Below are 25,812 nucleotides of genomic sequence, written 5' to 3'. Positions count from 1 at the left end.
GGCGGCCGTCTCAGACCTCGACGACGGTCTTGCCCACCGGGGCCAGGGAGATGATCGCCAGTTTCACGTTCTGGACCGCAAAAGGGATGCCGATGATGGTCACCGCCTGGGCGACCGCCAGCATCAGGTGGCTGAGCGCCAGGTACCAGCCCCCGAGGATGAACCACACCACGTTCATCAGGAAGCCGACGCCCCCCGTGCCCAGGTCCTCGCGGCCGGTGTGCAGGTCCCGCGCCGCCACCTGCCGCCCGAACGGCCAGGCGCTGAACCCGGCGATCCGGAAGGCGGCGAAGGCCCAGGGCAGGCCGACGACGGTGATGGCCAACAACACTCCGGAGAGCATCCACAGCAGGCCCGAGAGCCAGCCGCCGAAGACGAACCACAGGAGGTTGAGCAGCAGGCGCATCTATTCCGCCGCGCTGACCTTCGGCGCGCGTCGGACCTCGACCACCCGCACCCGCGTGCCGTCCAGCACCAGGGCCAGTTCGCCGCGCTTAAGCTTCAGGGCGTCCTCACCGAAGGCCTCGCGCCGCCAGCCGGTCAGGGCCGGGGTCTTGGCATCGTCGTCATTGGCGATCTGTTCGAGATCCGAGACGGTGGCGATCAGCTTGGAGGCCACCCCCGCGTCCTCGGCTCGCGCCTTGAGCAGCACCTTGAGCAGCTCCACCACGGCGCCGGCGGCCGGCGAGGCGGCGATCTTGCTGCGCTCGATCACCGGCGCATAGGCGTCGGGGTCCTTCAGCGCCTCCTTGATGGCGTCCAGCAGATCCGGTCCGAAACGCGAGCCTGAGAATCCCTTGGGCACCGAGCGCAGGCGGTCGATGGCCCCGGCGTCGGTCGGCGCCTGGGTGGCCAGCTCGTCGATGGCCTCGTCCTTCAGGATGCGGCCACGCGGCTGGTCCCGCTGCTGGGCGGTCCGCTCGCGCCAGGCGGCCACGGCCTTGTAGACCGCCAGGTATTTCGAGGTGTGCCGCCGCGGTTTGAGGCGCTTCCAGGCGTTCTCCGGCTCCACGTCATAGACGGCGGGATCGCAGAGGTTCTGCATCTCGTCGTGGACCCAGGCCAGGCGGCCTTCTTTTTCCAGCCGCGCCTTGAGGATCGGATAGAGCGCCGCCAGGTGGGTCACGTCGGCCAGGGCGTAGGTCAACTGCGCCTCGGTCAGCGGCCGGCGGGCCCAGTCGGTGAAGCGGCTGGACTTGTCCAACTCGATCTTCAGCATCTGTCGAACCAGGGCGTCATAGGCGATCTGCTCGCCATAGCCCGCGGCCATGCCGGCCACCTGGGTGTCGAACAGAGGCTTGGGCATCGCCTTGAGATTGTTGAAGATCTCCACGTCCTGTCGGGCGGCGTGGAACACCTTCTCGATGCTCTCGTCGCGGAGGATCGCCAGGAACGGCTCGAGGTCCAGGCCTTCGGCCAGGGGATCGATAACGGCTTCGGCGTTCGGGGCGGCGGCCTGGATCAGACAGAGCTTGGGCCAGTAGGTCGTCTCGCGCATGAACTCGGTGTCCACGGCGACGAAAGGCTGGCCTTTGATTTTGTCACAGTACGCCGCCAGTTCGGCGGTGGTTGTAATCGGCGTCATCAATTAGCTATAGCCCCGCGCACGCCCGAGTCTGCAACCCCGGCGGCGAATTTCTTGAGGCCTATTTCACCATGACCGACCGTCCGAACGGCCTCACCTATGCTCAAGCTGGCGTGGATATCGACGCGGGCAATGCGCTGATCGAGCGCATCAAGCCCCTGGCCAAGGCCACGCGGCGGCCCGGGGCGGACGCCGCCCTCGGCGGCTTCGGCGCCCTCTTCGACCTCAAGGCGGCCGGCTACGCCGATCCCCTGCTGGTCTCCACCACCGACGGCGTCGGCACCAAGCTGAAGGTGGCCATCGAGACCGGCATGCACGACACGGTCGGCATCGACCTGGTGGCCATGTGCGTGAACGACCTGCTGGCCCAGGGCGCCGAGCCCCTGCTGTTCCTGGACTACTTCGCCACCGGCAAGCTCAATGTCGAGGAAGCCGCCCGCGTGGTGGGGGGTATCGCCGAGGGCTGCCTCCAGGCCGGCGCGGCCCTGGTGGGGGGCGAGACCGCCGAGATGCCCGGCATGTACGGCGAGGGCGACTACGACCTGGCCGGCTTCTCGGTCGGCGCGGTGGAGCGCGGCGCGGTCCTGCCCCGCATGGACGACCAGCAGGCCGGCGACCTGATCATCGGCCTGGCCTCCAGCGGCCCCCACTCCAACGGCTACTCCCTGGTGCGCCGCATCGTCGAGCGTTCGGGCCTGGCCTGGACCGACACCGCGCCCTTCGACGAGAACCTGAGCCTGGCGAAGGCGCTGATGGCGCCCACCCGGATCTACATCAAGAGCGTCCTGCCCCAGATCAAGGCCGGCCGGATCAAGGGCTGCGCCCACATCACCGGCGGCGGCCTGATCGAGAACCCGCCGCGCGCCATCGCCCAGGGGCTGGAGGCGCGGTTCGACTGGAACGCCTGGCCCCTGCCCCCGGTCTTCGCCTGGATGCAGCAGGTGGGCGGGGTCTCCGACCACGAGCTGCGCCGCACCTTCAACTGCGGGGTCGGCCTGATCCTCATCGTCGCCCCGCAGGACGCCCCGGAGGTGCTGGAAGGCCTGCTGGCGGCCGCCGAGGACGCCTTCGTCTGCGGCGAGCTGGTGGCGGCCTGAAGGGCGCAACTTCGCCACAACTGCGACGAATTGCTGCCAAGCTACGGTAAATAAACGAATTTGGCGGAACCTGCCCTCGGTCCCACGCGTAACTCACAACGTGGAATTGAGGCTTGAAATGTCGCGTGACGAACAGATCGACCGGGAGGCCCTAGGCCTCTGGCGCGCCCTGAGGGACGGTCCGCCGCCCTTGGGCGTACACGGCGGCGAGCTGCTGAGCATGCTCATCGGCCAGTCCGGCGCGCCGCCCTATGAGCGCCTGCACTCCCCCCACCTGCGCGACAGCCAGATCACCCGGCCGCCGCCGCGGTCATGAATTGCGGGACCGGCCGGCCGATCGAGGTCAGGTAGTCCATCATGGCGCCGGCCACCTGACGCACCGCCGGCCGCGAGGCCATGGCCTCGCGCCAGGCCAGCAGCAGCGGCGTCTCGCGCCCCATCACCGCCCCCATCCGCTCGCCGAACAGGCTGGCCATGAAGAAACCGATGTCGGCGTAGCTCAGGGTCCCGGCCAGGAAGGCGCGGTCGGCCAGCAGAGCCTCCATCTCGCCATAGAAGGCCGCCGCAGACGCCCGCGCCGCCACGGCGGCCGGATCCTCCGGCGTGGCCTGCAGGCCCATCAGGGCGATGATGTGCGGGAAATAGACCTCGTCGGCCCGATGCTCCAGCAGCCGGGCCGCCGCGCGGGCCTTGGGATCGACGGGCCACAAGGCGGGCTCCGGCGAGAGATGCTCGAAATATTCGAGGATCTGGGTGGAATCGAAGATCTCCAGTTCGCCGTCGATCAACACCGGAACCTGGCGCTTGGGATTGATCCGCACGACATCGGGATGCTTCGGCTCATAGCCCCGCTGCGGATCGTAGGGGACCATGAAGACCTTCACCGGCAGGCCCTTCTCCAGGGCCGCGATCTCCACCTTGGCGCCGAACATGCTCAAGGGACCGGAATAGAGGCGCATGACCAGGCTCCCGCTTATGCACCACGCGGAACATATCACGAACACAGGTTCGTGGCAAGTCGCCGGGCGACTGTCCAAAGCGTAAGTTGACCGGCGCCGAAGCTGAGCCTTAGCTCGCCGACATGACCACCACCTCCCGACGCGCCGTCCTGCTGGCCGGCCTGGCCGCCCCCTTCGCCGCCCACGCCGAGACCCCGACCTCCACGGTCCTCGCCAAGGCCATGGAGGGCACGGCGACGCCGGGCATGGCCGCCCTGCTCCTGCGGGACTTCAAGGCCCGGCCCGAACTGGTGGCCGGGATCCGCCGCCTGGGCCGCCCCGCCCTCGTGCGCCCCGGAGACCGCTGGCACCTGGGCTCCAACGGCAAGGCCATGACCGCCACCCTCATCGCACGCCTGGTGGAGCGCGGCGTGCTGGCTTGGGACAGGCCGCTCGATCAGATGCTGCCCAGCCTGGCGGCCACGATGCGCCCGGAATATCGCGGCGCGACCCTGCCCGACCTCCTGTCGCACCGCGCCGGCCTGCCGGAAAACCACGACGACATGGCCTTCTTCAACCGCTTCTACGCCGACAAGGCGCCGCTGCCGGCCCAGCGCCTGCGCTATCTCACCACCGCCCTGGCCGACGCCCCCGCCGGCCCCCCGCGTGGCGACATGATCTATTCCAACACCGGCCTGCTGACCGCCGCGGCCGTGGCCGAGCAGGCGACCGGCAAGCCCTTCGAAGACCTGATCGTCCAGGAAGTCTTCAAGCCCCTGGGGATGAATTCCATCAGTTTCGACCAGTATGGTGGGGCCAACGAGCCCTACGGCCACGTGGACGGCCGCCCGGCCGACAAGGTCACCGACGTCAATCCGCGCATGTTCGCCCCGGCCGGGGCCATGCGCCTGACCATGGGTGACTGGGGCCGCTTCTGCATCGACCAGATGCGCGGCGAGCACGGCCAGGGGAAGCTGCTGAAGACTGAGACCTACCGCTTCCTGCACACCGGCCAGGGCGACACCCGCTCCGCCCTGGGCTGGGGCGCTTCTCCGCGTCCCATGGGCCTGACCGGCCCGGCCCTCACCCACGCAGGCTCCGACGGCAACTGGTACGCCCTGGTGGTGCTGTTCCCGCAGACGGGATCGGGCGCCCTGGTGATCGCCAACGCCGGCGACAGCATGGGCGGCGACAAGGCGGCGATGGCCGCCACCCGGGCCCTGGCCGCCACGGTGGCCGCCGCTGCGCCTACCGCCCCTTGAAGTCCGGCGACCGCTTCTTATTGAAGGCCGCCACACCCTCGCGCCGGTCCTGCGTGGTGAAGAGGTGGTTGTAGGCCTCCAGCTCAAGGGCCATGGCCCGGTCCAGGGGCAGGACCGCCCCGCCGCGCACGACCCGCTTGAGCGCCCGCACCGACAGGGGCGCCTTGGCCGCGATCAGGGCGGCCCGCTCCAGCACCTGGGGCAGCAGGGCCTCGGGCGGGCAGACCCGGTTGACGATCCCCACCGACAGGGCCTCGGCGGCGTCCACCGGCGCGCCGGACATCAGCATCTCGGCGGCCCGCCGCTCCCCCACCGCCCGGGTGAGCAGCTGGGTGCCCCCCAGGCCCGGTATGATCCCCAGCCCGGCTTCGGGCAGGCCGATCCGCGCGGTCTCCGAGGCCCAGGCGAAGTCGCAGGCCAGCGCCATCTCCGCGCCCCCGCCCATGGCCGCCCCGTTGATCGCCGCGATCAGCGGGAAGGGACAGGCCAGCTGGGCGCGGATCATGTCCTCGAACAGGCGGTGCTGCTCGCCCCAGGCCGCGTCGGTCATGCCGTCGCGCTCCTTCAGGTCGGCCCCGGCGCAGAAGAACCGCCCGGCCCCGGTCAGCACCACGGCGCGCACCTGCTCGTCGTCGGCGATCCGCAGCCATAGGGCCAGCAGCTCGCGGCCCATGGCGGTGTTGAGCGAATTGGCGGCCTCGGGACGCGACAGCGTCACCACCAGCAGGCCGGGGGCGGTCTCTTCAACGGCGATGGTCTGGTTCATTTGCCCTCCGGTCCGGCGACGATCCTGGCGTCGTGCAGCTTGGCGATCTCGCCGCCCGACATCTTCAGCAGCTGCGACAGGACCTCGTCGGTGTGCTGGCCGAGCTTGGGGGCCGGAAGAACCTCACCCCGCAAGTCCTGCGGAATGGTCGCCATGGCGCCGGGCGCCGGATAGCTCAGGCCGCTGGGGTGGCGGATATCCTGGAACACCGGATTGGCCTTGAAGAGGCGCGGATCCTCCAGCGCCGCCTCCAGGGTCTGGTAGGCGCCCCAGGTCACCCCGCCGGCGTCGAAGGCGGGCGTCAGCTCGGCGGCGGTGCGGCCGGCGAAGGCCCGCTCGAACAGCGGATAGAGCCGCGCCCGATGGATGAACCTCAGGCCCTCGTCCGTGGCGAAGGACACACCGAGTTCGGCCTCCACCGTCGCGACCTCGGCCACGATGCCCAGGGTCTCCAGGGCCTTGCTCCACTGTTTCGGGGTGATGGCCAGCAGCATCAGCTTCACCCCATCCCTGGTGGTGAAATCGCGGCCGAAGGCGCCGTAGATGTCATTGCCCATCCGTGGCCGCTGATGGCCCGCCAGCAGGGTCTCGGCGGTGAAGCCGAGGTTGGCCATGGTCGCCGCCCCGATGTCCGACAGCGGCGCGCGGATCTCCCGGCCGCCCTGCCCGCGCGTCCGCGCCAGGAGGGCGGACACCAAGGCGAAGGCGCAGTAGGCGCCGGTCAGCAGGTCCCAGGCCGCCAGCACGTGGTTCACGGGGCGCTCGTCCCCCACCGGCCCGGTCATCAGCGGCAGTCCCAGGGCCGAGTTGATGGTGTAATCCATGCCCTGGGACCCGTCGGCCCAGCCCATCACCCGCACGCAGATCAGGTCGGACCGGATCGCGCTGAGCTTCTCGTAGGACAGGAAGCCGTCGACCGGGAAGTTGGTCACGAACAGACCGCCGTCCTCGCCGGGCGCGGCCGCCAGCCGCTGCGCCAGCTCGCGCCCCTCGGGCCGTGCCAGGTCCAGGGCCACCGACTTCTTGCCCTTGTTCAGTCCCTCCCAATAGAGGCTGTCGCCTTCGGGCGAGAGCGGCCAGCGTCGGAAGTCGGGTCCGCCGCCGATATTGTCGAAGCGGATCACCTCGGCGCCCATCTGGGCCAGGTAAAGCCCGCAGGTCGGCCCCGCCACGAAGGCCGAACCCTCCACCACCCTCAGGCCCTTGAGCAGGTCGTACATGCTGACCTCAGAACGACTTGGGCATGCCGAGCACGTGGGTGCCCACATGGCTCAGGATCAGGTTGGTGGAGATGGGAGCCACTTGATAGAGCCGCGTCTCGCGGAACTTGCGCTCGATGTCGTACTCCTCGGCGAAGCCAAAGCCGCCGTGGGTCTGCAGGCAGGTGTCGGCGGCGTACCAGGAGGCCTCCGAGGCCACCATCTTCGCCATGTTGGCCTCGGTGCCGCAGGGCTCGCCGGCGTCGAACATCGTCGCGGCCTTGTCCACCATCAGCGAGGCCGCGGTCATCTGGACATAGGCCCGGGCGATGGGGAACTGCACCCCCTGGTTCTGGCCGATGGGCCGGCCGAACACCTCGCGCTCGGTGGCGTAGGCGCTGGCCCGGTCGATGAAGAACTTGGCGTCCCCGACACACTCCGCGGCGATCAGTATTCGCTCGGCGTTCATGCCGTCCAGGATGTAGCCGAAGCCCTTGCCCTCCTCGCCGATCAGGTTGGCGGCGGGCACCTCCATGTTGTCGAAGAACAGTTCGGTGGTGGCGTGGTTGAGCATGGTCCGGACCGGCTTGATGGTCAGGCCGTTCCCCACCGCGGCGCGCATGTCCACCAGCAGGACGCTCATCCCGGCGGTCGGCTTGGCCGCGTCCTCCCGCGCGGTGGTGCGGCAGAGCAGGATCATCAGGTCGGAGTGCTCCGCCCGGCTGATCCACAGCTTCTGGCCATTCACGATGTACTTGTCGCCTTCGCGCCGGGCGAAGGTGGAGATGCGGGTGGTGTCGGTGCCGGCGGTGGGTTCGGTGACCCCGAAGGCCTGCAGGCGCAGCTCGCCGCTGGCGATCTTCGGCAGGTAGGCCCGCTTCTGCGCCTCGCCGCCGTGCCGCAGCAGGGCGCCCATGGTGTACATCTGGGCGTGACAGGCGCCGCCGTTGCAGCCCGAGCGGTGGATCTCCTCCAGCACCGCCGTGGCCGCGCCCAGGCCCAGGCCCGACCCGCCATAGGCCTCGGGGATCAGCACCGACAGGAAGCCGGCCTCCGTCAGGGCGGTGACGAACGCCGTGGGATAGGTGCGGTCGCGGTCCAGGGCCCGCCAATAGGCGCCCGGGAACTGCGCGCAGAGCCGGCGCACCGCCTCGCGGATCTCGGGGAAGGTCTCACCCGCTGCTGCGCCCACGAAAAAGCCCTCCCTGCGACCAGCCTCAGCTAGCGCATGGAGGGCTCCTTGGAAACGGTGACGCGGCGTCGTCCTGAGGGACGGCGCTCTCGCCCTTAGCCGACGATGTCTTCGTCCTTGAAGAACTGGGCGATCTCGATCTTGGCGTTCTCGACGCTGTCCGAACCGTGCACCGAGTTCTCGCCGACGTTCAGGGCGAACAGCTTGCGGATGGTGCCGGGGGCGGCCTGCTCGGGGTTGGTGGCGCCCATGACTTCGCGATAGCGGGCCATGGCGTTGTCGCCTTCCAGGACCTGCACGACCACGGGGGCCGAGGTCATGGTCTCCACCAGTTCGCCGTAGAAGGGACGCTCGGCGTGCACTTCGTAGAACTTCTTGGCTTGGGCTTCGGTCATCTTGATCCGGCGCTGGGCGACGATGCGCAGGCCCGCGTCTTCGATCACCGCGTTGATCTTGCCGGTGAGGTTCCGCTTGGTGGCGTCCGGCTTGATGATCGAGAAGGTGCGTTCAGTCATGGTCTTGGCTTGTTCTTTGTATCTGAGGCGCGGCCGTCCGCGCCGAAGGGTGCGGGCTTATAGCCGCACCGGGTGACAGCGCCAAGGCAGGTTGCGCGCGACGCGGGCCCCGACCTCTGATATGGAGCCCCCGTCATCGGAGAGACGGTTGATGCGACCCTAGTCAACGCCGCGAGCGAAGACGTCCAGCGGACGGCCACCGGGCCGGCCGTTCACTCAACCTGTTTTGTAAGTCCGATCCCATGCTGCAGATCCATGAACTCGTCTTCGACTCCTGGGGCCGTCGTTTCTTCGACGAGGCCACCATCAGCCTGCCCGTGGGGTCCAAGGTGGGCCTGGTGGGCCGCAACGGCGTCGGCAAGTCCACCCTGTTCAAGCTGATCCTGGGCCAGCTGCACCAGGGCTCGGGGGAGATCGGCTACCCCAAGGCCGCCCGCATCGCCTCGGTGGATCAGGAACATCCGGCCACCCCGGTGACCCTGCTGGACACGGTGCTGGCCGCCGACGTCGAGCGCGAGACCCTGATGGCCTCCCTGGACACCGCCGAGCCGGAGCACCTGGGGGAGATCTACGCCCGCCTCAGCGACATCGGCGCCGACCGCGCCCCCAGCCGGGCGGCGGAAATCCTTTCCGGCCTCGGCTTCTCCCACGCCGACCTGGCGCGGCCGATGGCGGAATTCTCCGGCGGCTGGCGGATGCGCGTGGCCCTGGCCGCGGCCCTGTTCGCCGAGCCCGACCTGCTGCTGCTGGACGAACCCACCAACTATCTCGACCTCGAAGGGGCGCTCTGGCTGGAGGCGCGCCTGAAGAAATATCCCAACAGCGCCATCATCATCAGCCACGACCGCGAGATCCTGAACAACTCGGTGGACCACATCCTCCACCTGCATTCGGGCAAGCTCGACCTCTATCCCGGCAACTACGACAACTTCGAGGTCCAGCGCGCCGAGCGGGCCCGTCTGCTGGAATCCAACAAGTCCAAGATCGACGCCCAGCGCGCCCACCTCCAGGCCTTCGTCGATCGCTTCCGCGCCACGGCGTCCAAGGCGACCCAGGCCCAGTCGCGCCTGAAGCAGCTGGCCAAGCTGCCGCCGGTCTCCATCGTCGCGGCCGAGCGCACCGCCCCCTTCATCCTGCCCTCGCCGGAGCGGCCGGTGGCCCCGCCGCTGATCCGCCTGGAGGGCGCCTCGGTGGGCTATGACGGCTCGCCGATCCTGCGCAATCTGGACCTGCGCCTGGACCTGGACGACCGCATCGGCCTGCTGGGCGTCAACGGGGCCGGCAAGTCGACCTTCGCCAAGCTGGTGGCCGGCGCCCTGACGGTCATGCACGGCGACCTGCGCCGCGACCGCCGCCTGAAGGTGGGCTGGTTCCACCAGCACCAGATCGAGGCGCTCGATCCCTCCGACACCCCGCTGGAGATCATCCGCCGCGCCATGCCCGAGGCCAGCGACGCGGCCCGCCGCTCGCGCCTGGCCCAGTTCGGCATGGGCGTCCAGAAGGTGGAGACCACGGTCGCCAACCTGTCCGGCGGCGAGCGCGCGCGCCTGCTGCTGAACATGGTGGCCATGGAGGCCCCCCACCTCCTGATCCTCGACGAGCCCACCAACCACCTGGACATCGACAGCCGCCGGGCCCTGCTGGACGCCCTGAACGAATACGCCGGCGCCGTCATCCTGATCACCCACGACCGTTCGCTGATGGAGCTGGTGGCCGACCGCCTCTGGCTGGCCGCCGACGGCACCATCGCCCCCTTCAACGGCGACATGGACGACTACGCCAAGCTGGTGATCGATCGCGCCCGCCAGGCCGCCAAGGGCCCGTCCCAGGTCCCCCAGGCCGCCGCCCCGCCGCCGCCGCCCAAGCCCGTCCTCAAGGCCAAGGTCCCCACCGGCACCGCGCGCCGCCGCGCCGAGCAGGCCGAGGCGGCCCTGGCCCGCGCCACCGCGTCGGTCGCCGAGATCGACAAGGCCCTGACCGACCCCAACATCTTCACCAAGGATCCCGCCAAGGCCGCCCGCCTGGGCGCCGACCGGGTCAAGGCCCAGGCCGCCCTCGACGCCGCCGAGCAGGAGTGGATCGAGGCTGTCGAGGCCTATGAGGCCCTGAAGACCGACGCCTGACCTGGGGCGGTTACGCCTTCACAGGCCCGCCCGATCCACTCTAGGCTGTGGCGTTCGTCGCGCTGAGGCTGTGGTCATGTCTGAACTGGACGAGCTGCGCGCCTCGAATGCGGCCCTGCAGGCCCGTGTCCAGGCCCTGGAGGCGGCCCTGGCGGCCAAGCCCCAGATGGAGCGGGCGCCGATGTTCGCCCTGCTCCGGGCCATGCCGCTGCAGATCGCGGTGGTGGACGGGCAAGGGATCTGCGTCTTCGCCACCGCCAATTTCCACCCCTGGCTGGCGGACGATGGGATGCCGGTCCACGGGCGGCCCTTCCTCGAGGCCCTGGTTCCAGCCCTGCGCCCGATCGCCGCCGAGCTCCTGGCCACGGCCGCCGGCGGCCCCCAGCGACGCGATCTCACCCTCACCGACCGCCAGGGCCAGCCCCGCGACCTCCAGGTCACGGTGAGCCCCCGCCAGATCGGCCCCGACAAGGTCGACGGCGCCGTCTGGATCGCGCAGGACCTGACCCATCACCGCCTGGCCGACGAGGCCCTGCGGCTCAGCGAGCGCCGCCTCAGCCTGGCCACCGAGGCCGCCGGCCTGGGAGTCTGGGACTGGGACCTGGCCACCGGCGAGGTGATCTATTCCGACCAGGCCAAGGCCATCTTCGGCTTTCCCGTCGACCAGCCGGTAAGCTTCGAGATGGTCCGCGAGCTTGTCCACCCGGACGATGAGGCGGTCACCGAGGCCATGGCGCGACGCGCCACCGATCCGGACCTGCGTGAAAAGGTCTCCTACGACTGCCGCATCGTGCGGCCCGACGGCGCCGAGCGCTGGCTGCTGGCCCACGGCGAGGCCCTGTTCGAGGACACCCCGGAGGGTCCGCGCGCGGTCCGCTACGTCGGCGCCATCCAGGACATCACCGAGCGGGCCCGCGCCGCCGAGCGCCGGCAGTTCCTGATCAACGAGCTGAACCACCGGGTGAAGAACACCCTGGCCACCGTCCAATCCATCGCCCGCCAGACCCTGCGCACCGGCCAGAGCCCCGGCGAGGCCCGCGGCCTGCTCACCGCCCGGCTGATCGCCCTCTCCGGCGCCCACGACATCCTGACCCGCGAGAACTGGGAGACCGCCGACCTGCGCGACATCGCCGCCCAGGCGCTCGGCCCCTTCGAGCCTGAGGCGGGCGCGCGGTTCGAGGTCCAGGGACCTTCCGTGCGCATCGCGCCGCGGGCGGCTGTCGCCCTGGCCATGGCCCTGCACGAGCTGGCCACCAACGCGGCCAAGTATGGCGCGCTCTCCACCGAGACGGGCCGGGTCTCGGTGACCTGGAGCCTGGCCGCCGGGGACGGCCAGTCCCGGCTGGTGCTGGACTGGCGCGAGCGGGCCGGCCCGCCGGTGACCCCGCCGTCGCGCAAGGGTTTCGGCTCCCGCCTGCTGTTGCAGGGACTGACCGCCGACCTCGGGGCGGCGGCGCAAATTCGTTACGAACCGGGCGGTCTCACCTGCCGCATCGACGCCTCGCTGATCGCCGCCACCGCCTTCGAACCGGCCTGAGCCCGCGATCCGACCAATTAAGGTTTACAATCGCACACCCTCTTTATTCGCCGTATTGCAAGAGGCCCCCACCCATAACCCCCTGACAGTTCGACGCTATTAGCACCAGGGGTGGGGCATGAGGCTCGTTACAATCGGCAGCTTGGGGGCCTCGGTCGCCCTGGGTCTGGGGGCCATCATCGTGGCCCGCGTGGCCCTGCCGGACACCGGCAAGGTCCAGGCCGCCCCCGCCGCGGTCTCCCCCATGGCCAACGCCGTCTCCGTGGTGGTCGCCGCCCGCGATATCGCCTATGGCGCGCGGCTCGACGCCGGACAGCTCAAGCTGATCCAGGTGCCCCGCGACGCCGCGCCGGCCAACGCCTTCAGCTCGGTGGCCCAGGTCCTGGCCCAGGATCACGGCGGCGCCCCGGTGGCCCTGACCCTGATCGCCGCCCGCGAACCCCTGCTGCCGGCCAAGCTCAGCGGTCCGGGCGCCCGCCCGTCAGTCGCCGCCGAGATCGCGCCGGGCATGCGCGCCTACGCCATCGGCGTCACCGACATCTCCGGCGTCGGCGGTCACGCCCTGCCCGGCGACCACGTCGATGTGGTGATGATGCGCAACCTCACCCCCGACGGCCCGCACAAGGTCCTGCAGTCCCAGCTGGTGGTCCAGAACGTCCGCGTCCTCGGGGTCGACCTTAACGCTGATCCGACCTCCACCAAGGCCGAGAAGCCGTCGACCACCACCCTGGAGGTCAGCGTCAAGGACGCCCAGAAGCTGGCCATCGCCGCGGAGATGGGAACCCTTTCGCTCGCCCTGCGCCCCCTCGGCTCATCCGACGTCGAGCCGGTCGCCGAGGTGGCCTCGGCCGCGCCACGCAGCCCGGGCCACGTCCGCCGCGCCCGCTCCGCCGGCGCCCCCTCGGGCGGCCACATCACCATCGTCGAAGGCGAAAACAGCGCCGCCCCGGCCGCCCCGGCCGCCAGCCCCAAGCCCGCGGCCTAAGGAACATCCCCCCAATGCTCCGCTCCACCCTTCTCGGCGCCCTGGCCGCCACCTTGGCCATCGCCACGGCCCTGCCCGCCGCCGCCGAACAGTTCTCCAGCGAGGCCGCCCGCTCGCGGGTCATCACTGTGCCCCGCAACAAGTCCGCCTCCTTCCGGCTGGACGCCCCCGCCAGCAAGATCGTGGTGGCCCAGCCCGAGACCGCCCAGATAGTCGCCACCACCGACCGCAGCTTCTATGTGCGCGGCAAGCAGCTCGGCTCCACCAACCTGCTGATCTACGGCGCCGGCGGCGCCCTGCAGGAGGTGGTGGACGTCCGGGTCGGCTACGACGCCGACGCCCTCCAGGCCGACCTGGCCGCGGCCCTGCCCGGCGAGATGATCGAGGTGCGCAACCTCGGCGAAGGCCTGCTGCTGGCCGGCGACGTCTCCACCACCGCCGCGGCCGCCAAGGCCAAGGCCCTGGCCGAGAAGTTCGCCCCCGACTCCGTCACCTCGGCCCTCACCGTGCGGGCCTCGCAGCAGGTGATCCTGGAGGTCCGCGTGCTGGAGGCCAGCCGCTCCTCGCTCAAGGACATCGGCTTCAACATCAACGCCAGCAACAACACCACCTTCGCCCTGCAGACCGGCTCGGGCCTGATCGGCAACTCCGCCCCGCAGGGTGCGCTCAGCATCGGCGGCTCCATCGGCACGGCGCGCATCGACCTGGTTCTGCGCGCCCTGGAGGAGAAGGGCGTCATCCGCACCCTGGCCAAGCCCAACCTGGTGGCCCTGTCCGGCGAGAAGGCCAGCTTCCTGGCCGGGGGCGAGTTCCCCTTCCCCGTCCCCAACGGCCGCGACACCGTCACCATCGAGTTCCGGCCCTTCGGCGTCACCCTCAACTTCCAGCCGACGGTGCAGGACAATGGCCTGATCCGGCTGCAGGTGGCCCCCGAGGTCAGCCAGCTCGACAGCCGCACCTCCCTGAAGCTGAACGGCATCGAGATCCCCAGCCTGATCGTGCGCCGCGCCAACACCACCGTGGAGCTGCGCTCGGGCGAGAGCTTCGCCATCGCCGGTCTGTTCCAGCAGGACTACTCCAACTCGGTCCGCCAGCTCCCCGGCGCTGGCGAGGTGCCGGTCCTGGGCGCCCTGTTCCGCTCCTCGCGGTGGAAGAAGGCCGAGACCGAGCTCGTCATCATCGTCACCCCCCGCATGGCCGGCGCCGACGACTACAAGGCCGACCCTGCGGTCCTGGCCGGAAACGAGGCCACCGCCATCGACCTGATCCTCAACGGCCTGTCCCTCGACAAGCCGCTGTCCAAGGTCGACGGCCGCACCAAGAGCGGATCGCCCTCATGAGCAACTGGAGCCTCCTGGGCCGCCGGGTCCTGGCCATCGGCGACAGCCTGGCCCCCCTCTCGCGCGGCCCCCTGTTCGGGGCGGCCATGGAGGTCGCGGGCCTCGATCGCCTCGCCGACCTGCGGCCGGGCATGACCGACCTGATCCTCATCGACGCCGACAGCGCCGAGCCGGCCGCCCTGGCCGCCGCGGTGGCGACCCTGGCCGACATCCCGGCCCTGCCCCCGACCCTGTTCCTCGGCGGCCATCTGCCGGTGGGTCTGGTCCGCGCCCTGATGCGCCTGCCCCACGCCGACGTGGTGGAGGCGCCCTACACCAACGAGCAGCTGCAGAACGCCATCTACGCCCTGCTGGACCAGGCCGCGGCCCAGGCGCCGGTGGCCTCGGGCCACCAGTCGCGCTGCTGGACCGTGCTGGGCGCGGTCGGCGGCGCCGGCGCCACCATGCTCTCCATTGAGATCGCCAGCGCCCTGGCCGCCAAGTCGCCGCGGGACTCCAGCGTCTGCCTCATCGACCTGCACCTGGCCGACGGCGCCTGCGCCGCCTATCTCGGCGCCACCCCGGCCATGGGCCTGGCCCAGTTCGGGCCCGCCGCCGAACGCATGGACGCCGCCCTGCTGGCCGCCTTCGCCAGCCCCGTGAGCAAGGGCCTGGACCTGCTGGCCTGCCCCCGCGATCCCACCGCCTTCTCCGCCATCTCCCGCGAGGCGGTGCTGCGCATCCTGGAGATCGCCTGCGACTCCTATGACCACGTCGTCCTCGACATGCCCCGCCACCGCCATGGCTGGACCCTGGAGGCGCTCTCCGGCTCCGACGAGGTGCTGGTGGTCTCCGAACTGACGGTGCCGGCCCTGCTGGCCGCCCGCGCCCTCTCCGACGAGGTGGAGGCCGCCGCCGCCCTTCGCCCCCGCATCGTGCTCAATCGCCTGGCCAGCCGCATGTTCGGCCCAGCCCCCTCCACCGCCGAGGCGGAGAAGGCCCTGCAGCGCAAGGCCGACGGCGCCATCTCCTCCGACTGGGAGGCCGCCGCGGCCTCGGTCAATCTGGGGGGCGCCATCAGCCAGCACCGGCCCAAGTCCAAGATCGTCCGTGACGTCGGGGGCCTGGTGGATCGCCTGCTGGCCGAACGCGGCCGCCGCGCGCCCCTGGCGGTTCCCGCCGCGTCGCGAGCCGCCTGATGGGACGCTTCAGCCCCGCCAAACCGGTGGTCCTCGAGGTCGTCGAGACCGAGGCTCCCGCGCCCGCCCCGACCCCGGAGCGCGTCGCCGCCGTCGCCGCCGCGGCGTCCGCCGCCTCCACGGCGCTCGCCGAAAGCCAGATGCTCGACATCAAGCTGAAGTTGCATGCGCAACTCATTGAGGAGCTTGACCTTTCGAAACTCGAGAAGGTCGGTGAAAAGGAAATCCGTCGCCAGGTCATGGCCCTGATCGGCGACTTCGCCCGCGCCGAGCGCCTGGCGCTCAACACCGCCGAACTCGAGGAGCTGGGCTCGTCGGTCTATGACGAGATGATGGGCCTGGGGCCGCTGGAGCCCCTGCTCAAGGATGACAGCATCAATGACATCCTGATCAACGGCCCCTTCCAGGTCTATGTGGAGCGGCGCGGCGAGCTGGAGCCCACCGCCGTGCGCTTCCGCGACAACGACCACCTGTTGCGCATCGTCAACCGCATCGTCGCCGGGGTGGGCCGCCGGATCGACGAGAGCCAGCCCATGGTCGACGCCCGCCTGCCCGACGGCAGCCGGGTCAACGCCGCCATCGCCCCCATCGCCATCGACGGGGCCTGCGTCTCGATCCGCAAGTTCTCCAAGAAGCCGTACACCCTGGAGAAGCTGGTGGACGTGGGCGCCATGCCCCAGTGCGTCGCCGACTTCCTGCACGGCGCCATCAAGGCCCGGGTCTCCACCGTGATCTCCGGGGGCACCGGCTCGGGCAAGACCACCCTGCTCAACGCGCTCTCGGCCGCCATCAGCCACAAGGAGCGGCTGATCACCATCGAGGACGCCGCCGAGCTGCAGATGCAGCAGCCGCACATCGTGCGCCTGGAGACCCGTCCCCCCAATATCGAGGGCAAGGGCGAGATACGGCAGCGGGAACTGGTGAAGAACGCCCTGCGGATGCGTCCCGACCGGGTGATCCTGGGGGAGGTCCGGGGCGAGGAGGCCTTCGACATGCTCCAGGCCATGAACACCGGCCACGAGGGCTCGATGGCCACCATCCACGCCAACACCCCGCGCGACGCCATCACCCGCCTGGAGCAGATGGTGGCCATGTCGGGCATGAAGCTGAGCCCCGAGGCCGTGCGCGGCCAGATCGCCTCGGCGGTGGGGCTGATCATCCAGATCATGCGTCTGTCGGACGGCAAGCGGAAGCTGATGAGCGTCACCGAGATCACCGGCATGGAGGGCCAGGTGGTGCAGATGCAGGAGATCTTCTTCTTCAACCGCCTGCACACCTCCGCCGACGGCGCCGTGCACGGGGAGTTCCGCGCCAGCGGCCTGCGCGCCCGCTGCCTGGACGAGATGACCCGCCGCGGCATCGCCTACGACACCGCCAACTTCGACCCCTCGAAGGTGCTGGGATGAGCTTCGACGCCTCCAGCGCCTATCTGGTCCTGGTCTTCGCGGCGGTCTTCGCCGCCTGCCAGGCCGCCTTCGGCCTGTTCAGCACCGCCAAGGTCAAGCGCAAGGTCAACCAGAGGCTCAAGGTCTCCGAGCGCATCGGCGGCATCCAGGAGCTGGTGGTGGAGCTGCGCAAGCAGCGCGGCCTCACCGCCGCCGGCGACCTGCGGGCCGGGGTGAAGTGGCTGGCCGAACTGATCGTCCGCTCCGGCGTGCCCTATGATCCTCGCAAGTGGCTGATGGCGGTGATCGCCGCGGCCGTGGCCGGCGCGATCCTGATCGTCGTGGTCAGCCACAGCCTGCTGATGGCGCCGGTGGGCGCCCTGCTGGTGGGCGGCGCCGGCCCCGTCTTCTTCCTGAAGTTCATGGCCGCCCGCCGGTCCAAGGCCCTGGGCCACCAGCTGCCCCAGGGGCTGGAGATCATCGTCCGCAGCCTGGAGGCCGGTCACCCGGTCCCCACCGCCATCCAGCTCGTCGGCCGCGAGATGGCCGACCCTATCGGCTCGGAATTCGGCATGGCCGCCGACGAGATCGCCTATGGCGCCACCCTGGAACAGGCCATCGGCCGCATGTCCCAGCGCTGCCAGCACCCCGACGTCGACCTCTTCGCCGCCACCGTGCGCCTGCAGGAGCGGGCCGGCGGCAACCTCACCGGCCTGCTGAAGCTCAACGCCGCCACCGTGCGCGAACGCCACCGCATGCGCCTGAAGATCAAGGCCGCCTCGGCCGAGGGCCGGATCTCGGCCATCATCCTCACCGCCGCCCCCTTCATCGCCGGCGGCGCCATCAGCCTGATGTCGCCCGACTTCTACGGCGAGGTCATCGGCGAACCCTTCATCCAGACCGGTCTCCTGGCCATGTTCATCTGGGTGGCCATCGGCAACCTGATCATGCGCCGCATGGTCGACATGCGGATCTGAGCCCATGGACCTCCAGACCCTGATCCTCTGGTTCGGCCTGGCCATGGTGGCCGGCGGCCTGCTGGGCGGCGGCGTCCTGGCCGCCGGTGAGCTGCGTGTGCGAGCCCTGCGCAAGGCCCGCTTCCAGGACCCGGCGGCGCCCCCGATGGGCGAGGCCCGCGGCGAGGTCCGCATCCTTGGCCAGGTGACCGCCAGCGTGCGCCGCCTGGGCCAGCAGGCCGCCGTCCGCGACCCCTCCAAAGTCTCCGACGTGCGCATGCGCCTGGTTCGCGCCGGCTTCTTCGGCCGCGAGGCGCCGATCTACTATCTGGGCGCGCGGGCCGCCGCCCTGGCCCTGGCCACCCTGGGGACCATCATCCTGCTGCCCTTCGCCCTGCAGCCGGGCCGGGGCATGGCGCCGGTGCTGCTGGCCGCCATCCTGGCCCTGCTGGCGCTGCTCGGCCCCGACCAGGTGCTCTCCATGCGCCAGAAGGAGCGCGAACGGGAATATGCCGACGGCTTCCCCGACCTGCTGGACCTGCTGGTGGCCTCGGTGGAGGCGGGCCTGTCCCTGGACGCCGCCGTCGGCCGGGTCACCGACGAACTGGTCCGCCGCTATCCGCGCCTGACCGTCCACCTGCGGATGCTGACCCTGGAGCTACGGGCCGGCAAGTCGCGCAAGGAGGCCTGGACCGCCTTCGCCGACCGCCTGGGCATCGACGACGCGCGCGCCTTCGCCACCATGCTGCGCCAGGCCGAGGACATGGGCACCAGCCTCGGCGAGACCCTCTCGGTCTTCTCCCAGGACATGCGCCAGAAGCGGATGCTGCGGGCCGAGGAGAAGGCGCTCGCCCTGCCGGTGAAGCTCACCGTCCCGCTCATCCTGTTCATCTTCCCCTGCCTGCTGGGGGTCCTGCTGCTGCCGGCCGCCTACCGGCTGATGCACGTCTTCAACTAGGGTCGGACACGGTCGCCGCCTCCTCCAGCAGCCAGTCGCGGAAGGCCGCGGCGGCGGGCTTGGCCGGGCCCGGCGGCAGGATCAGGTAGAACTGGGCCGGCGTCCGCACGAACCCGACCGGGGCGGCCAGCCGCCCGGCCTCGATGTCGGCGGCCACATAGACAAAGGGGCTCAGGCCCACCCCCAGCCCCGCCACCGCCGCCTCCAGCATGTAGAACAGGTGCTCGAACTCCCGGTTCTGCGCCGCCTCCGGCAGGGCGATGCCGGTGTGAGACTCCCACTCGGCCCAGGCCTGCAGGTGCGGCCGGGTGTGCAGCCGCGGCAGGCTGGCGAAGGCCTTCACCCCTGGTGTTCCCCCCGTCAGCTGCGGCGCGGCGACGGGCCCGTGGAAGTTGTCCAGGAAGCCGATGGCCTCCCCGCCGTGGGCCGGGACGTGCTCGGTCAGGCGGATGGCGGCGTCGTAGCGCTCGCGGGCGAAGTCGGCCGGGGCGAAGCTCTCGGTCACCCGCACCCTCAGGCCCGGATGCTGGTCGTGGAACGACCCCAGGCGGGGGATCAGCCAGCGCATGGCGAAGGTGCCCAGGCAGGAGAGGTGCAGCTCGGCGGCGTCCGCCGACTTCAGCTCGGCCAGGGTTCGCTCCACCCGGTCGAAGGCCCCCGACAGCGAGGCCGCCAGCCGCTCGCCGGCGTCGGTCAGCTTCAGCCGGTGCCGCGGCCCCTCGGTGAGCGGCAGGCCCACGGCCAGCTCCAGGCTGCGGATCTGCCGGCTGACCGCCCCGTGGGTGACGCAGAGTTCGTCGGCCGCCGTGGTCATCTTGCCCAGCCGGGCGAAGGCCTCGAAGGCGCGCAGGGCGGTCAGGGGCGGAAGCGAACGCTTGGTCATCGCCGTCTCATGTGAGGCCAGATCACAAGAACAACACGGTTATATCGTTTGTTGCGCTGCATCAAATTCGCTCATCTTCCGGTCGAGCCGAAACGCTCGCGACCGAGGGGATTGGTCATGACCGACACCGCCGTCCTGGGCTCCGCGCCCTTCCGACCTGCCGCGCCCGAACAGCCAGAGGACTGGCGGCCCACCTGGCGGGTCTTCGTCGACAGGGAGGCCCAGAACCCGCTGAACGGCTGGCCCAAGGAGGCCTTCGAGCACCACCATCACGCCCGCCGCGTCTTCCACCTGCGCTACCACTTCATCAGCGATCCCGACGCCATCAAGAAGGTGCTGCTGGACCGGGTCGCCGACTACCCCAAGCCCGGCCTGGTGAAGAAGATGCTGGCCCCGGCCATGGGCGAGAGCCTGCTGACCACCGAGGGCGTGGCCTGGCGCGAGCAGCGCCGGATGATGGCGCCGGTCTTCACGCCGTCCATGGTCACCGAGTTCACCCCGATCTTCGGCCAGATCGCCGCCCGCACCGCCGACCGCTGGGCCACCGCCGACAGCGATGTCATCGACGTGGCGGCCGAGTGCCTGCGCACCACCTTCGACATCATCAACGCCACCCTCTTCTCCTCCGAGGCCGGCCTCTCGGTGGAGGAGTCGGCCGGCCACATCGCCGCGGTGATGGCCGCCACCGGCCAGTATCGCCTGGGGGTGGTGCTGGGCGCGCCCTGGCTGGACCAGAACCCCGTCCAGTGGCGCGGCGCCGCCGGCCGTCGCTTCATCATCGGCCGGCTGGCGGCGTTCATCGCCCGGCGCCAGGCCGATCCCGCCCCGCCCCAGGACTTCATGACCCGGGTGATCGACGCCTTCGCCCAGAGCCACCCGCCCCGGGAGGCCGCCCAGCTGGCCCTGGACAACGCCGTCACCTTCCTGGGCGCCGGCCACGAGACCACCGCCAACGGCCTGACCTGGGCCCTCTACCTGCTCAGCCGCGACCGCCAAGCCCAGGAATGGGCCGGCGAGGAAGCCCGCGAGGCCTGGGACGCCGGCGGAACCCCGGAGGAGATCCTGGCCCGCCTGCCCTATCTGAAGATGGTCTGGGAGGAGACCCTGCGCCTCTATCCCCCCGCCCTCCGCATCGACCGCGAGGCCGCGGTGGAGGACGAGCTCTGCGGCCACGCCGTGCGCAAGGGCGACCAGATCTCCATCTGGCCCTGGATCGTCCACCGCCACCGCGCCCTCTGGGACCAGCCGGAGCTGTTCAACCCGGAGAACTTCCACCCCGAGGCCAAGGCCGGCCACCACCGCTTCCAGTACATCCCCTTCGGCGCCGGCCCCCGGGTCTGCATCGGGGCGGCCTTCGCCCAGGCCGAGGGCCTGCTGGTGCTCTCCCACTGGCTGGCCCGGTTCCGCTTCCGCCCCGCCGCCGGCCACACCGTCGAGCCCACCGGCGACATCGCCATCCGCCCCAAGGGCGGCCTGCCCCTGATCGTGGAGCGGGCGGGATAGGTTCGGGGCGAGGGCGAACAAACATGTGTCATCCCGGAAAGCGCGAAGCGCTTGTCCGGGACCCAGACGCGCAGGGTTTTCAGGATAGATCGGTGCATCTGGGTCCCGCACTTCCGCGCCTGCGGCGCTCCATGCGGGATGACACCCGTTGTTGTTCGCGAGGTTCGTGGTTCAGGGGCCGGCCCTCAGCTTCTGCCCACCCACGCCCGCCAGCCGACACAATTCCGTCCTGAAACAACATTCCGGGTCCATACCCGGCATTCGACCTAGTCCTTTCGCCTGCTGGCGCGTTAAGGACATCGGCGATGCTGAAAACACCCTCTCCCCCCGTCGGCGTCTCCGAGACGCGTGCGCCCTCCGGGGCGCTCGATCAGCCGCCCCTGCGCATAGCCTTCCTCTCCTATCGCTCCGATCCGCGGGTCGGCGGCCAGGGGGTCTATCTCAGCCAGGCCGCAGCGGCCCTGGCCGCCCGGGGCCACAGCGTCGACATCCTCTCGGGCCCGCCCTATCCGGACGTCCCAGCCGGCGTGCGCCTCATCAAGCTGCCGTCGCTGGACCTCTACAACCAGCCGCACAACGGCCACCGCGCCCTGCGCTGGAAACACCTGCTGAGCTGGACCGACACCGCCGAATATCTCGGCCACTGGGCCGGCAAGTTCATGGAGCCCTGGAGCTTCGGCCGCCGCGCGGCCAAATACCTGCGCGCCCACCGCCGCGACTACGACGTGGTGCTGGACAACCAGTCCCTCAGCCTGGGCCTGCTGGAGATCGAGCGGGCCGGCCTGCCGGTGGTCGGCGTCGTCCACCACCCGATCCGCCGCGACCTGGAGCTGGCGCTCGCCGCCGAGCCCAAGTGGGGCATGCGCCTGCTGATCGCCCAGTGGTACTCGTTCCTGAAGATGCAGGAGAAGGTCGCCCCCCGGCTCGACGAGGTGATCCTGGTCTCCGAGGCCGCCGCCCGCGATGTGGCGCTCTGCCTGGACGTCGACCCCCGGGTGATGAGCGTCATCCACCTCGGCATCGACCAGGACATCTACAAGCCCCAGCCGGACATCCGCCGCCGGGACAACCGCATCCTCACCACCGCCAGCGCCGACGTGCCGCTGAAGGGCCTCAAGCACCTCATCGAGGCCTATTCCACCCTGCTGGAGACCTATCCGCGCCTGGAGCTGGTGGTCATCGGCAAGCTGCGCGAGGGGCCCACCGCGCAGATGCTGGACGACCTCAACCTGCTGGACCGGGTCAGCTTCATCCACGACCTCAGCAACGAGGAGGTGGCCGAGCAATATGCCCGCGCCACGATCTGCGTGACCCCCTCCCTCTATGAAGGCTTCGGCCTGCCCGCCGCCGAGGCCATGAGCTGCGGCGCCCCGGTGGTGGTCACCGACGGCGGGGCCCTGCCCGAAGTCGTCGGCGACGCCGGCGTCGTCGTGCCACGGGGCGACAGCGCCGCACTCGCCCGCGCCATCGCCGCCCTGCTGGAGGATCCCGCCCGCCGCGCCGACCTGGGCGCCGCCGCCCGCCAGCGGGCCCGCACCGCCTTCTCCTGGACCCGGGTCGCCGCCGCCTACGAGACCGTCCTGCGCCGGGCCGTGGCCCGCAAATGCTGACCGTCCGCCTTGAGACCCTGGACCTGAAGGCCGGTGACTGGGTCCTGGACCTGGGCTGCGGCGAAGGCCGCCACGTCCACGGCTTGCACATGATCCCCGGCGTCAATGTGGTGGGCCTGGACCTCGACATCCCCAGCCTCATCAAGGCCCGCGACGGCCTCGACCATCTTCCGCCGATCGCGGCCGAGGGGGCTGCATCCTTCCTCTCCGGCGACGCCTACCGCCTGCCCTTCGCCGACGCCGCCTTCGACGTGGTGATCTGCTCGGAGGTGCTGGAGCACCTGCATGAATACGACAGGGCGCTCGCTGAGATCCGCCGCGTGCTGAAGCCCGGCGGCCGCTTCGTCCCCACCGTGCCCCGCGCCTGGCCCGAGCGCATCTGCTGGGCCCTGGCCCCCGGCGCCGGGGGCTATGCCGACCAGCCCGGCGGCCATGTCCGCATCTTCCACGAGCCGGACCTTCGCAAGTCCATCAGCGACCTCGGCTTCGCCTATCGCGGCAAGCACTACGCCCACGCCCTCCACGCCCCCTACTGGTGGCTGAAGTGCGCCTTCTGGGACCGCCGCGACGACCATCCCCTGGTGAAGCTCTACCACCGCTTCCTGGTCTGGGACCTGATGGACCGCCCGGCCTTCACCCGCATCCTCGAGGCGGTGACCGCGCCCCTCATGGGCAAGAGCGTGGCGCTGTACTTCCGCAAGGCCCCGGCATGAGCCTGGCCTTCGACCGGGTCGGCGGCCCGCTCGCCCCCTACGGCGGCGCCCTGGACGTCATCCTGGTCCAGCAACAGGCCAACGGGGCCATCCCCTGGTTCGACAAGGGGCCCTGGGATCCGTGGAACCATGCCGAATGCCTGATGGCCCTGGGCGCCATGGGCGAGTTCGACGCCGCCGACCGGGGCTTCGAATACCTGGCCTGGTCGCAGGAGCAGTCCGGCGCCTGGCTCGGCGAGTACGGCAACACCCTGCCCATGGCCGACCGCCTGCATATGGCCCGCACCCCCGCCGCCGCCTTCCGGGACTCCAACTTCGCCGCCTACCCCGCCGTGGCCCTGTGGCACCGCTACAGGCTCGACAACGATCTGGCCTTCGCCCGCCGCTACTGGCCCATGATCAGGTCGGCCATCGACTTCGTGCTGACCCTGCAGCATCCAGACGGCGATATCTCCTGGAGCCAGGAGGCTTTCGGCACGGGCGCCGACGACGCGGTCCTGGCCGGCAACGCCTCGATCCACAAGAGCCTCGACTGCGCCCTGAAGCTCGCCGACCTGGTGGGTGACCCGCAGCCGGCCTGGCGCTTGGCCAAGGATCGCCTCAGCCACGCCATCCGCAACGCGCCCCACCGCTTCGACCGCCTGCAGGACCGCTCCGACTTCGCCATGGACTGGTACTATCCGGCCCTGGCCGGGGTGCTGTCGCCCGGCGCCTCCTTCGCCAGGCTCGAGGCCCGCGCCCCGCGCTTCGCGGTCCTGGGGCGCGGCTGCCGCTGCGTGGCCAGCGAGCCCTGGGTGACGGTGGCCGAGTCCTGCGAGCTGGCCATGGCCCTGCTCGGCCTCGGCGCCCGGGCCGCCGCCTGCGCCCTGCTGGACTCCCAGCTCAATCACCGCGACGAAGACGGCGCCTTCTGGATGGGCTGGCAGTTCGCCGAACAGATCGTCTGGCCCCGCGAACGCCCCACCTGGACCCAGGCCGCCGCCATCCTGGCCTTCGACGCAAGGCTGGGCGCCTCGGCGGCCCATGATGTCCTGACCGGGCGATAGGCCTTGACCCGAACCTAAGGTCCGGGTGCAGCTTGACCGTCGACCGAAGCCTCGGACGACGGAGACCCCATGAATTCAGATCGTCGAAGCCTGCTCCGGCGCGCCACCGGCCTGGGCCTCAGCCTGGCGGCGTCGCGCTCAGCGGCTGCGACGGTGTCGGTGCTGGAGGTGCGCGCCCGGGGCCTGGTCGGCCGCTTCTACACCCTGCCAGGCGCCAGGCGCCGCCCGGGTGTCCTGATGCTGAACGGTTCTGATGGCGGCCTGCCCGCCGAGAAGGACGCTCTAGACCTCGCCGCCTCGGGCTACCCGACCCTGGCTCTCGCCTATTTCAAGAACTGGAGCGGCCAGCCGGCCGGACTCCCCGACAGCCTCAACGAAATCCCGCTGGAATATCTCTTCCGGGGGCTCGAGTGGCTGCGCGCCCGGCGCGAGGTCGGGCCCGTGGCGGTGATGGGCCTCTCGCGCGGCGGGGAGCTGGCCCTGCTGCTGGGCGCCCTGCGCCCCGACGTGGCCGGGGTGATCGCCTTTTCCCCCAGCAGCCGCGTCTGGAGCGGACTGCCGCCAAGGAGCGGCCCGCCCTCCGCGCCGAAGCCGGCCTGGACCCTCAAGGGCAGGCCCGTCGCCTTCCAGGTCGCCGCCGCGGCGGCTGGAACGTCGATGCGCCGGTGGTTCGAACAAGCGCGCCCGCTGGACGCCGCGGTGATCCCGGTGGAGCGCATCCGCGGCCCCGTCCTCCTGGTCTCCTCCCGCGCCGACACCATCTGGCCGGCCGCCGTCTATGCCGACGAAATCGAGGCGCGGCTCCGGTCGCGCAATTTCCGCCATTCTGTGACCAATCTGCAGTTCGACAAGGCCAGCCACCTGCTGATGGGGCCCGGCCCTGGCCTCACGACGATGGAGATACCGGGCGGTGGGTTCAGCTTCGCCTTCGGTGGAGACGCCCAGGGAACCGAACGCGCTCGCGACGCCGGATGGACCGCGGCCAAGTCTCTCCTCGACGGCCTTGATCCCCAGACCCGCCGGCGCTGAGGCGCGTCACTG

24 protein-coding genes are annotated in these 25,812 nt (G+C 70.6%); 16 read left to right on the top strand and 8 right to left on the bottom strand.

The features are described from left to right. Positions 1 to 10: 10 nt before the first annotated feature. Both ACO06I_RS04015 and rnd read right to left on the bottom strand, forming a co-directional pair. Complete coding sequence (locus ACO06I_RS04015) at positions 11 to 406, bottom strand: YccF domain-containing protein (RefSeq protein ID WP_421931321.1); 396 nt, start codon at positions 404 to 406, stop codon at positions 11 to 13. Beyond that, entirely contained in the window at positions 407 to 1,585 is a 1,179-nt protein-coding gene (rnd, locus tag ACO06I_RS04010) for a ribonuclease D (RefSeq protein WP_421931320.1), read from the bottom strand. Positions 1,586 to 1,656: 71 nt separating this feature from the next. Here rnd and purM point away from each other — a divergent pair, with 71 nt between their 5' ends. Both purM and ACO06I_RS04000 read left to right on the top strand, forming a co-directional pair. Further along, positions 1,657 to 2,682: a phosphoribosylformylglycinamidine cyclo-ligase gene (purM, locus tag ACO06I_RS04005; protein ID WP_421931319.1), complete on the top strand. Its 1,026-nt coding sequence runs from the start codon at positions 1,657 to 1,659 to the stop codon at positions 2,680 to 2,682. 118 nt (positions 2,683 to 2,800) lie between these two features. Continuing rightward, positions 2,801 to 2,998, top strand: a complete 198-nt coding sequence (locus ACO06I_RS04000; protein WP_421931318.1) for a hypothetical protein — start codon at positions 2,801 to 2,803, stop codon at positions 2,996 to 2,998. Here the strand turns inward: ACO06I_RS04000 and ACO06I_RS03995 are convergent. Beyond that, on the bottom strand, positions 2,973 to 3,641 hold the full coding sequence (locus tag ACO06I_RS03995; protein ID WP_421931317.1) for a glutathione S-transferase family protein: 669 nt from the start codon (positions 3,639 to 3,641) through the stop codon (positions 2,973 to 2,975). The genes ACO06I_RS04000 and ACO06I_RS03995 overlap by 26 nt on opposite strands. 122 nt (positions 3,642 to 3,763) lie before the next feature. On the opposite strand from ACO06I_RS03995, the gene ACO06I_RS03990 reads away from it, so the two are divergent. Beyond that, positions 3,764 to 4,882: a serine hydrolase domain-containing protein gene (locus ACO06I_RS03990; protein ID WP_421931316.1), complete on the top strand. Its 1,119-nt coding sequence runs from the start codon at positions 3,764 to 3,766 to the stop codon at positions 4,880 to 4,882. Here ACO06I_RS03990 and ACO06I_RS03985 read toward each other — a convergent pair. The 4 genes from ACO06I_RS03985 to ndk form a co-directional block, all read right to left on the bottom strand. Then, positions 4,869 to 5,648 carry an enoyl-CoA hydratase/isomerase family protein gene (locus tag ACO06I_RS03985; RefSeq protein ID WP_421931315.1) on the bottom strand — a complete coding sequence of 260 codons (780 nt, stop codon included), beginning with the start codon at positions 5,646 to 5,648 and terminating at the stop codon, positions 4,869 to 4,871. The genes ACO06I_RS03990 and ACO06I_RS03985 overlap by 14 nt on opposite strands. Then, on the bottom strand, positions 5,645 to 6,868 hold the full coding sequence (locus ACO06I_RS03980; protein WP_421931314.1) for a CoA transferase: 1,224 nt from the start codon (positions 6,866 to 6,868) through the stop codon (positions 5,645 to 5,647). The genes ACO06I_RS03985 and ACO06I_RS03980 overlap by 4 nt, the downstream gene beginning before the upstream one ends. Positions 6,869 to 6,875: 7 nt before the next feature. Beyond that, entirely contained in the window at positions 6,876 to 8,039 is a 1,164-nt protein-coding gene (locus ACO06I_RS03975; protein ID WP_421931313.1) for an acyl-CoA dehydrogenase family protein, read from the bottom strand. A 95-nt stretch (positions 8,040 to 8,134) separates the two neighbouring features. Next, on the bottom strand, positions 8,135 to 8,554 hold the full coding sequence (gene ndk / locus ACO06I_RS03970) for a nucleoside-diphosphate kinase (RefSeq protein ID WP_421931312.1): 420 nt from the start codon (positions 8,552 to 8,554) through the stop codon (positions 8,135 to 8,137). A 242-nt stretch (positions 8,555 to 8,796) separates the two neighbouring features. Between ndk and ACO06I_RS03965 the strand changes: the two genes are divergently transcribed. The 8 genes from ACO06I_RS03965 (at position 8,797) to ACO06I_RS03930 (ending at position 19,016) form a co-directional block, all read left to right on the top strand. Next, the gene (locus tag ACO06I_RS03965) at positions 8,797 to 10,677 is read left to right on the top strand and encodes an ABC-F family ATP-binding cassette domain-containing protein (RefSeq protein WP_421931311.1); all 1,881 of its coding nucleotides are present in this window, start codon (positions 8,797 to 8,799) and stop codon (positions 10,675 to 10,677) included. A gap of 76 nt (positions 10,678 to 10,753) precedes the next feature. Beyond that, entirely contained in the window at positions 10,754 to 12,214 is a 1,461-nt protein-coding gene (locus ACO06I_RS03960; RefSeq protein WP_421931310.1) for a sensor histidine kinase, read from the top strand. A gap of 118 nt (positions 12,215 to 12,332) precedes the next feature. Continuing rightward, complete coding sequence (gene cpaB, locus ACO06I_RS03955; protein WP_421931309.1) at positions 12,333 to 13,199, top strand: Flp pilus assembly protein CpaB; 867 nt, start codon at positions 12,333 to 12,335, stop codon at positions 13,197 to 13,199. Between the two features lie 14 nt (positions 13,200 to 13,213). Then, on the top strand, positions 13,214 to 14,539 hold the full coding sequence (locus ACO06I_RS03950; RefSeq protein ID WP_421931308.1) for a type II and III secretion system protein family protein: 1,326 nt from the start codon (positions 13,214 to 13,216) through the stop codon (positions 14,537 to 14,539). Beyond that, a complete protein-coding gene (locus ACO06I_RS03945) occupies positions 14,536 to 15,717 on the top strand; it encodes an AAA family ATPase (protein ID WP_421931307.1) in 1,182 nt (393 codons plus the stop codon). The genes ACO06I_RS03950 and ACO06I_RS03945 overlap by 4 nt, the downstream gene beginning before the upstream one ends. After that, positions 15,717 to 17,123, top strand: a complete 1,407-nt coding sequence (locus ACO06I_RS03940) for a CpaF family protein (RefSeq protein ID WP_421931306.1) — start codon at positions 15,717 to 15,719, stop codon at positions 17,121 to 17,123. The genes ACO06I_RS03945 and ACO06I_RS03940 overlap by 1 nt, the downstream gene beginning before the upstream one ends. Further along, positions 17,120 to 18,079, top strand: coding sequence for a type II secretion system F family protein (locus ACO06I_RS03935; RefSeq protein ID WP_421931305.1), 960 nt, complete (start codon positions 17,120 to 17,122; stop codon positions 18,077 to 18,079). Before ACO06I_RS03940 ends, ACO06I_RS03935 begins: the two co-directional genes overlap by 4 nt. Positions 18,080 to 18,083: 4 nt before the next feature. After that, on the top strand, positions 18,084 to 19,016 hold the full coding sequence (locus tag ACO06I_RS03930; protein WP_421931304.1) for a type II secretion system F family protein: 933 nt from the start codon (positions 18,084 to 18,086) through the stop codon (positions 19,014 to 19,016). Here ACO06I_RS03930 and ACO06I_RS03925 read toward each other — a convergent pair. Beyond that, positions 19,009 to 19,899, bottom strand: a complete 891-nt coding sequence (locus ACO06I_RS03925) for a LysR substrate-binding domain-containing protein (RefSeq protein WP_421931303.1) — start codon at positions 19,897 to 19,899, stop codon at positions 19,009 to 19,011. The genes ACO06I_RS03930 and ACO06I_RS03925 overlap by 8 nt on opposite strands. A 117-nt stretch (positions 19,900 to 20,016) precedes the next feature. On the opposite strand from ACO06I_RS03925, the gene ACO06I_RS03920 reads away from it, so the two are divergent. The 5 genes from ACO06I_RS03920 to ACO06I_RS03900 all read left to right on the top strand — a co-directional run bounded on the left by ACO06I_RS03920 (position 20,017) and on the right by ACO06I_RS03900 (position 25,800). After that, entirely contained in the window at positions 20,017 to 21,402 is a 1,386-nt protein-coding gene (locus tag ACO06I_RS03920; protein ID WP_421931302.1) for a cytochrome P450, read from the top strand. 305 nt (positions 21,403 to 21,707) lie between these two features. Then, positions 21,708 to 23,012, top strand: coding sequence for a glycosyltransferase family 4 protein (locus ACO06I_RS03915; RefSeq protein WP_421931301.1), 1,305 nt, complete (start codon positions 21,708 to 21,710; stop codon positions 23,010 to 23,012). Next, a complete protein-coding gene (locus tag ACO06I_RS03910) occupies positions 23,006 to 23,725 on the top strand; it encodes a class I SAM-dependent methyltransferase (protein WP_421931300.1) in 720 nt (239 codons plus the stop codon). Before ACO06I_RS03915 ends, ACO06I_RS03910 begins: the two co-directional genes overlap by 7 nt. After that, positions 23,722 to 24,771: a hypothetical protein gene (locus ACO06I_RS03905; protein WP_421931299.1), complete on the top strand. Its 1,050-nt coding sequence runs from the start codon at positions 23,722 to 23,724 to the stop codon at positions 24,769 to 24,771. Before ACO06I_RS03910 ends, ACO06I_RS03905 begins: the two co-directional genes overlap by 4 nt. 69 nt (positions 24,772 to 24,840) lie before the next feature. After that, positions 24,841 to 25,800, top strand: a complete 960-nt coding sequence (locus tag ACO06I_RS03900) for an acyl-CoA thioester hydrolase/BAAT C-terminal domain-containing protein (RefSeq protein WP_421931298.1) — start codon at positions 24,841 to 24,843, stop codon at positions 25,798 to 25,800. The last annotated feature ends 12 nt before the right edge of the window (positions 25,801 to 25,812 follow it).

The sequence above is a fragment of the Phenylobacterium sp. genome, assembly GCF_965229015.1.
Classification (GTDB): Bacteria; Pseudomonadota; Alphaproteobacteria; order Caulobacterales; family Caulobacteraceae; genus Phenylobacterium.
This window is presented reverse-complemented; position numbering and strand designations above follow the sequence as displayed.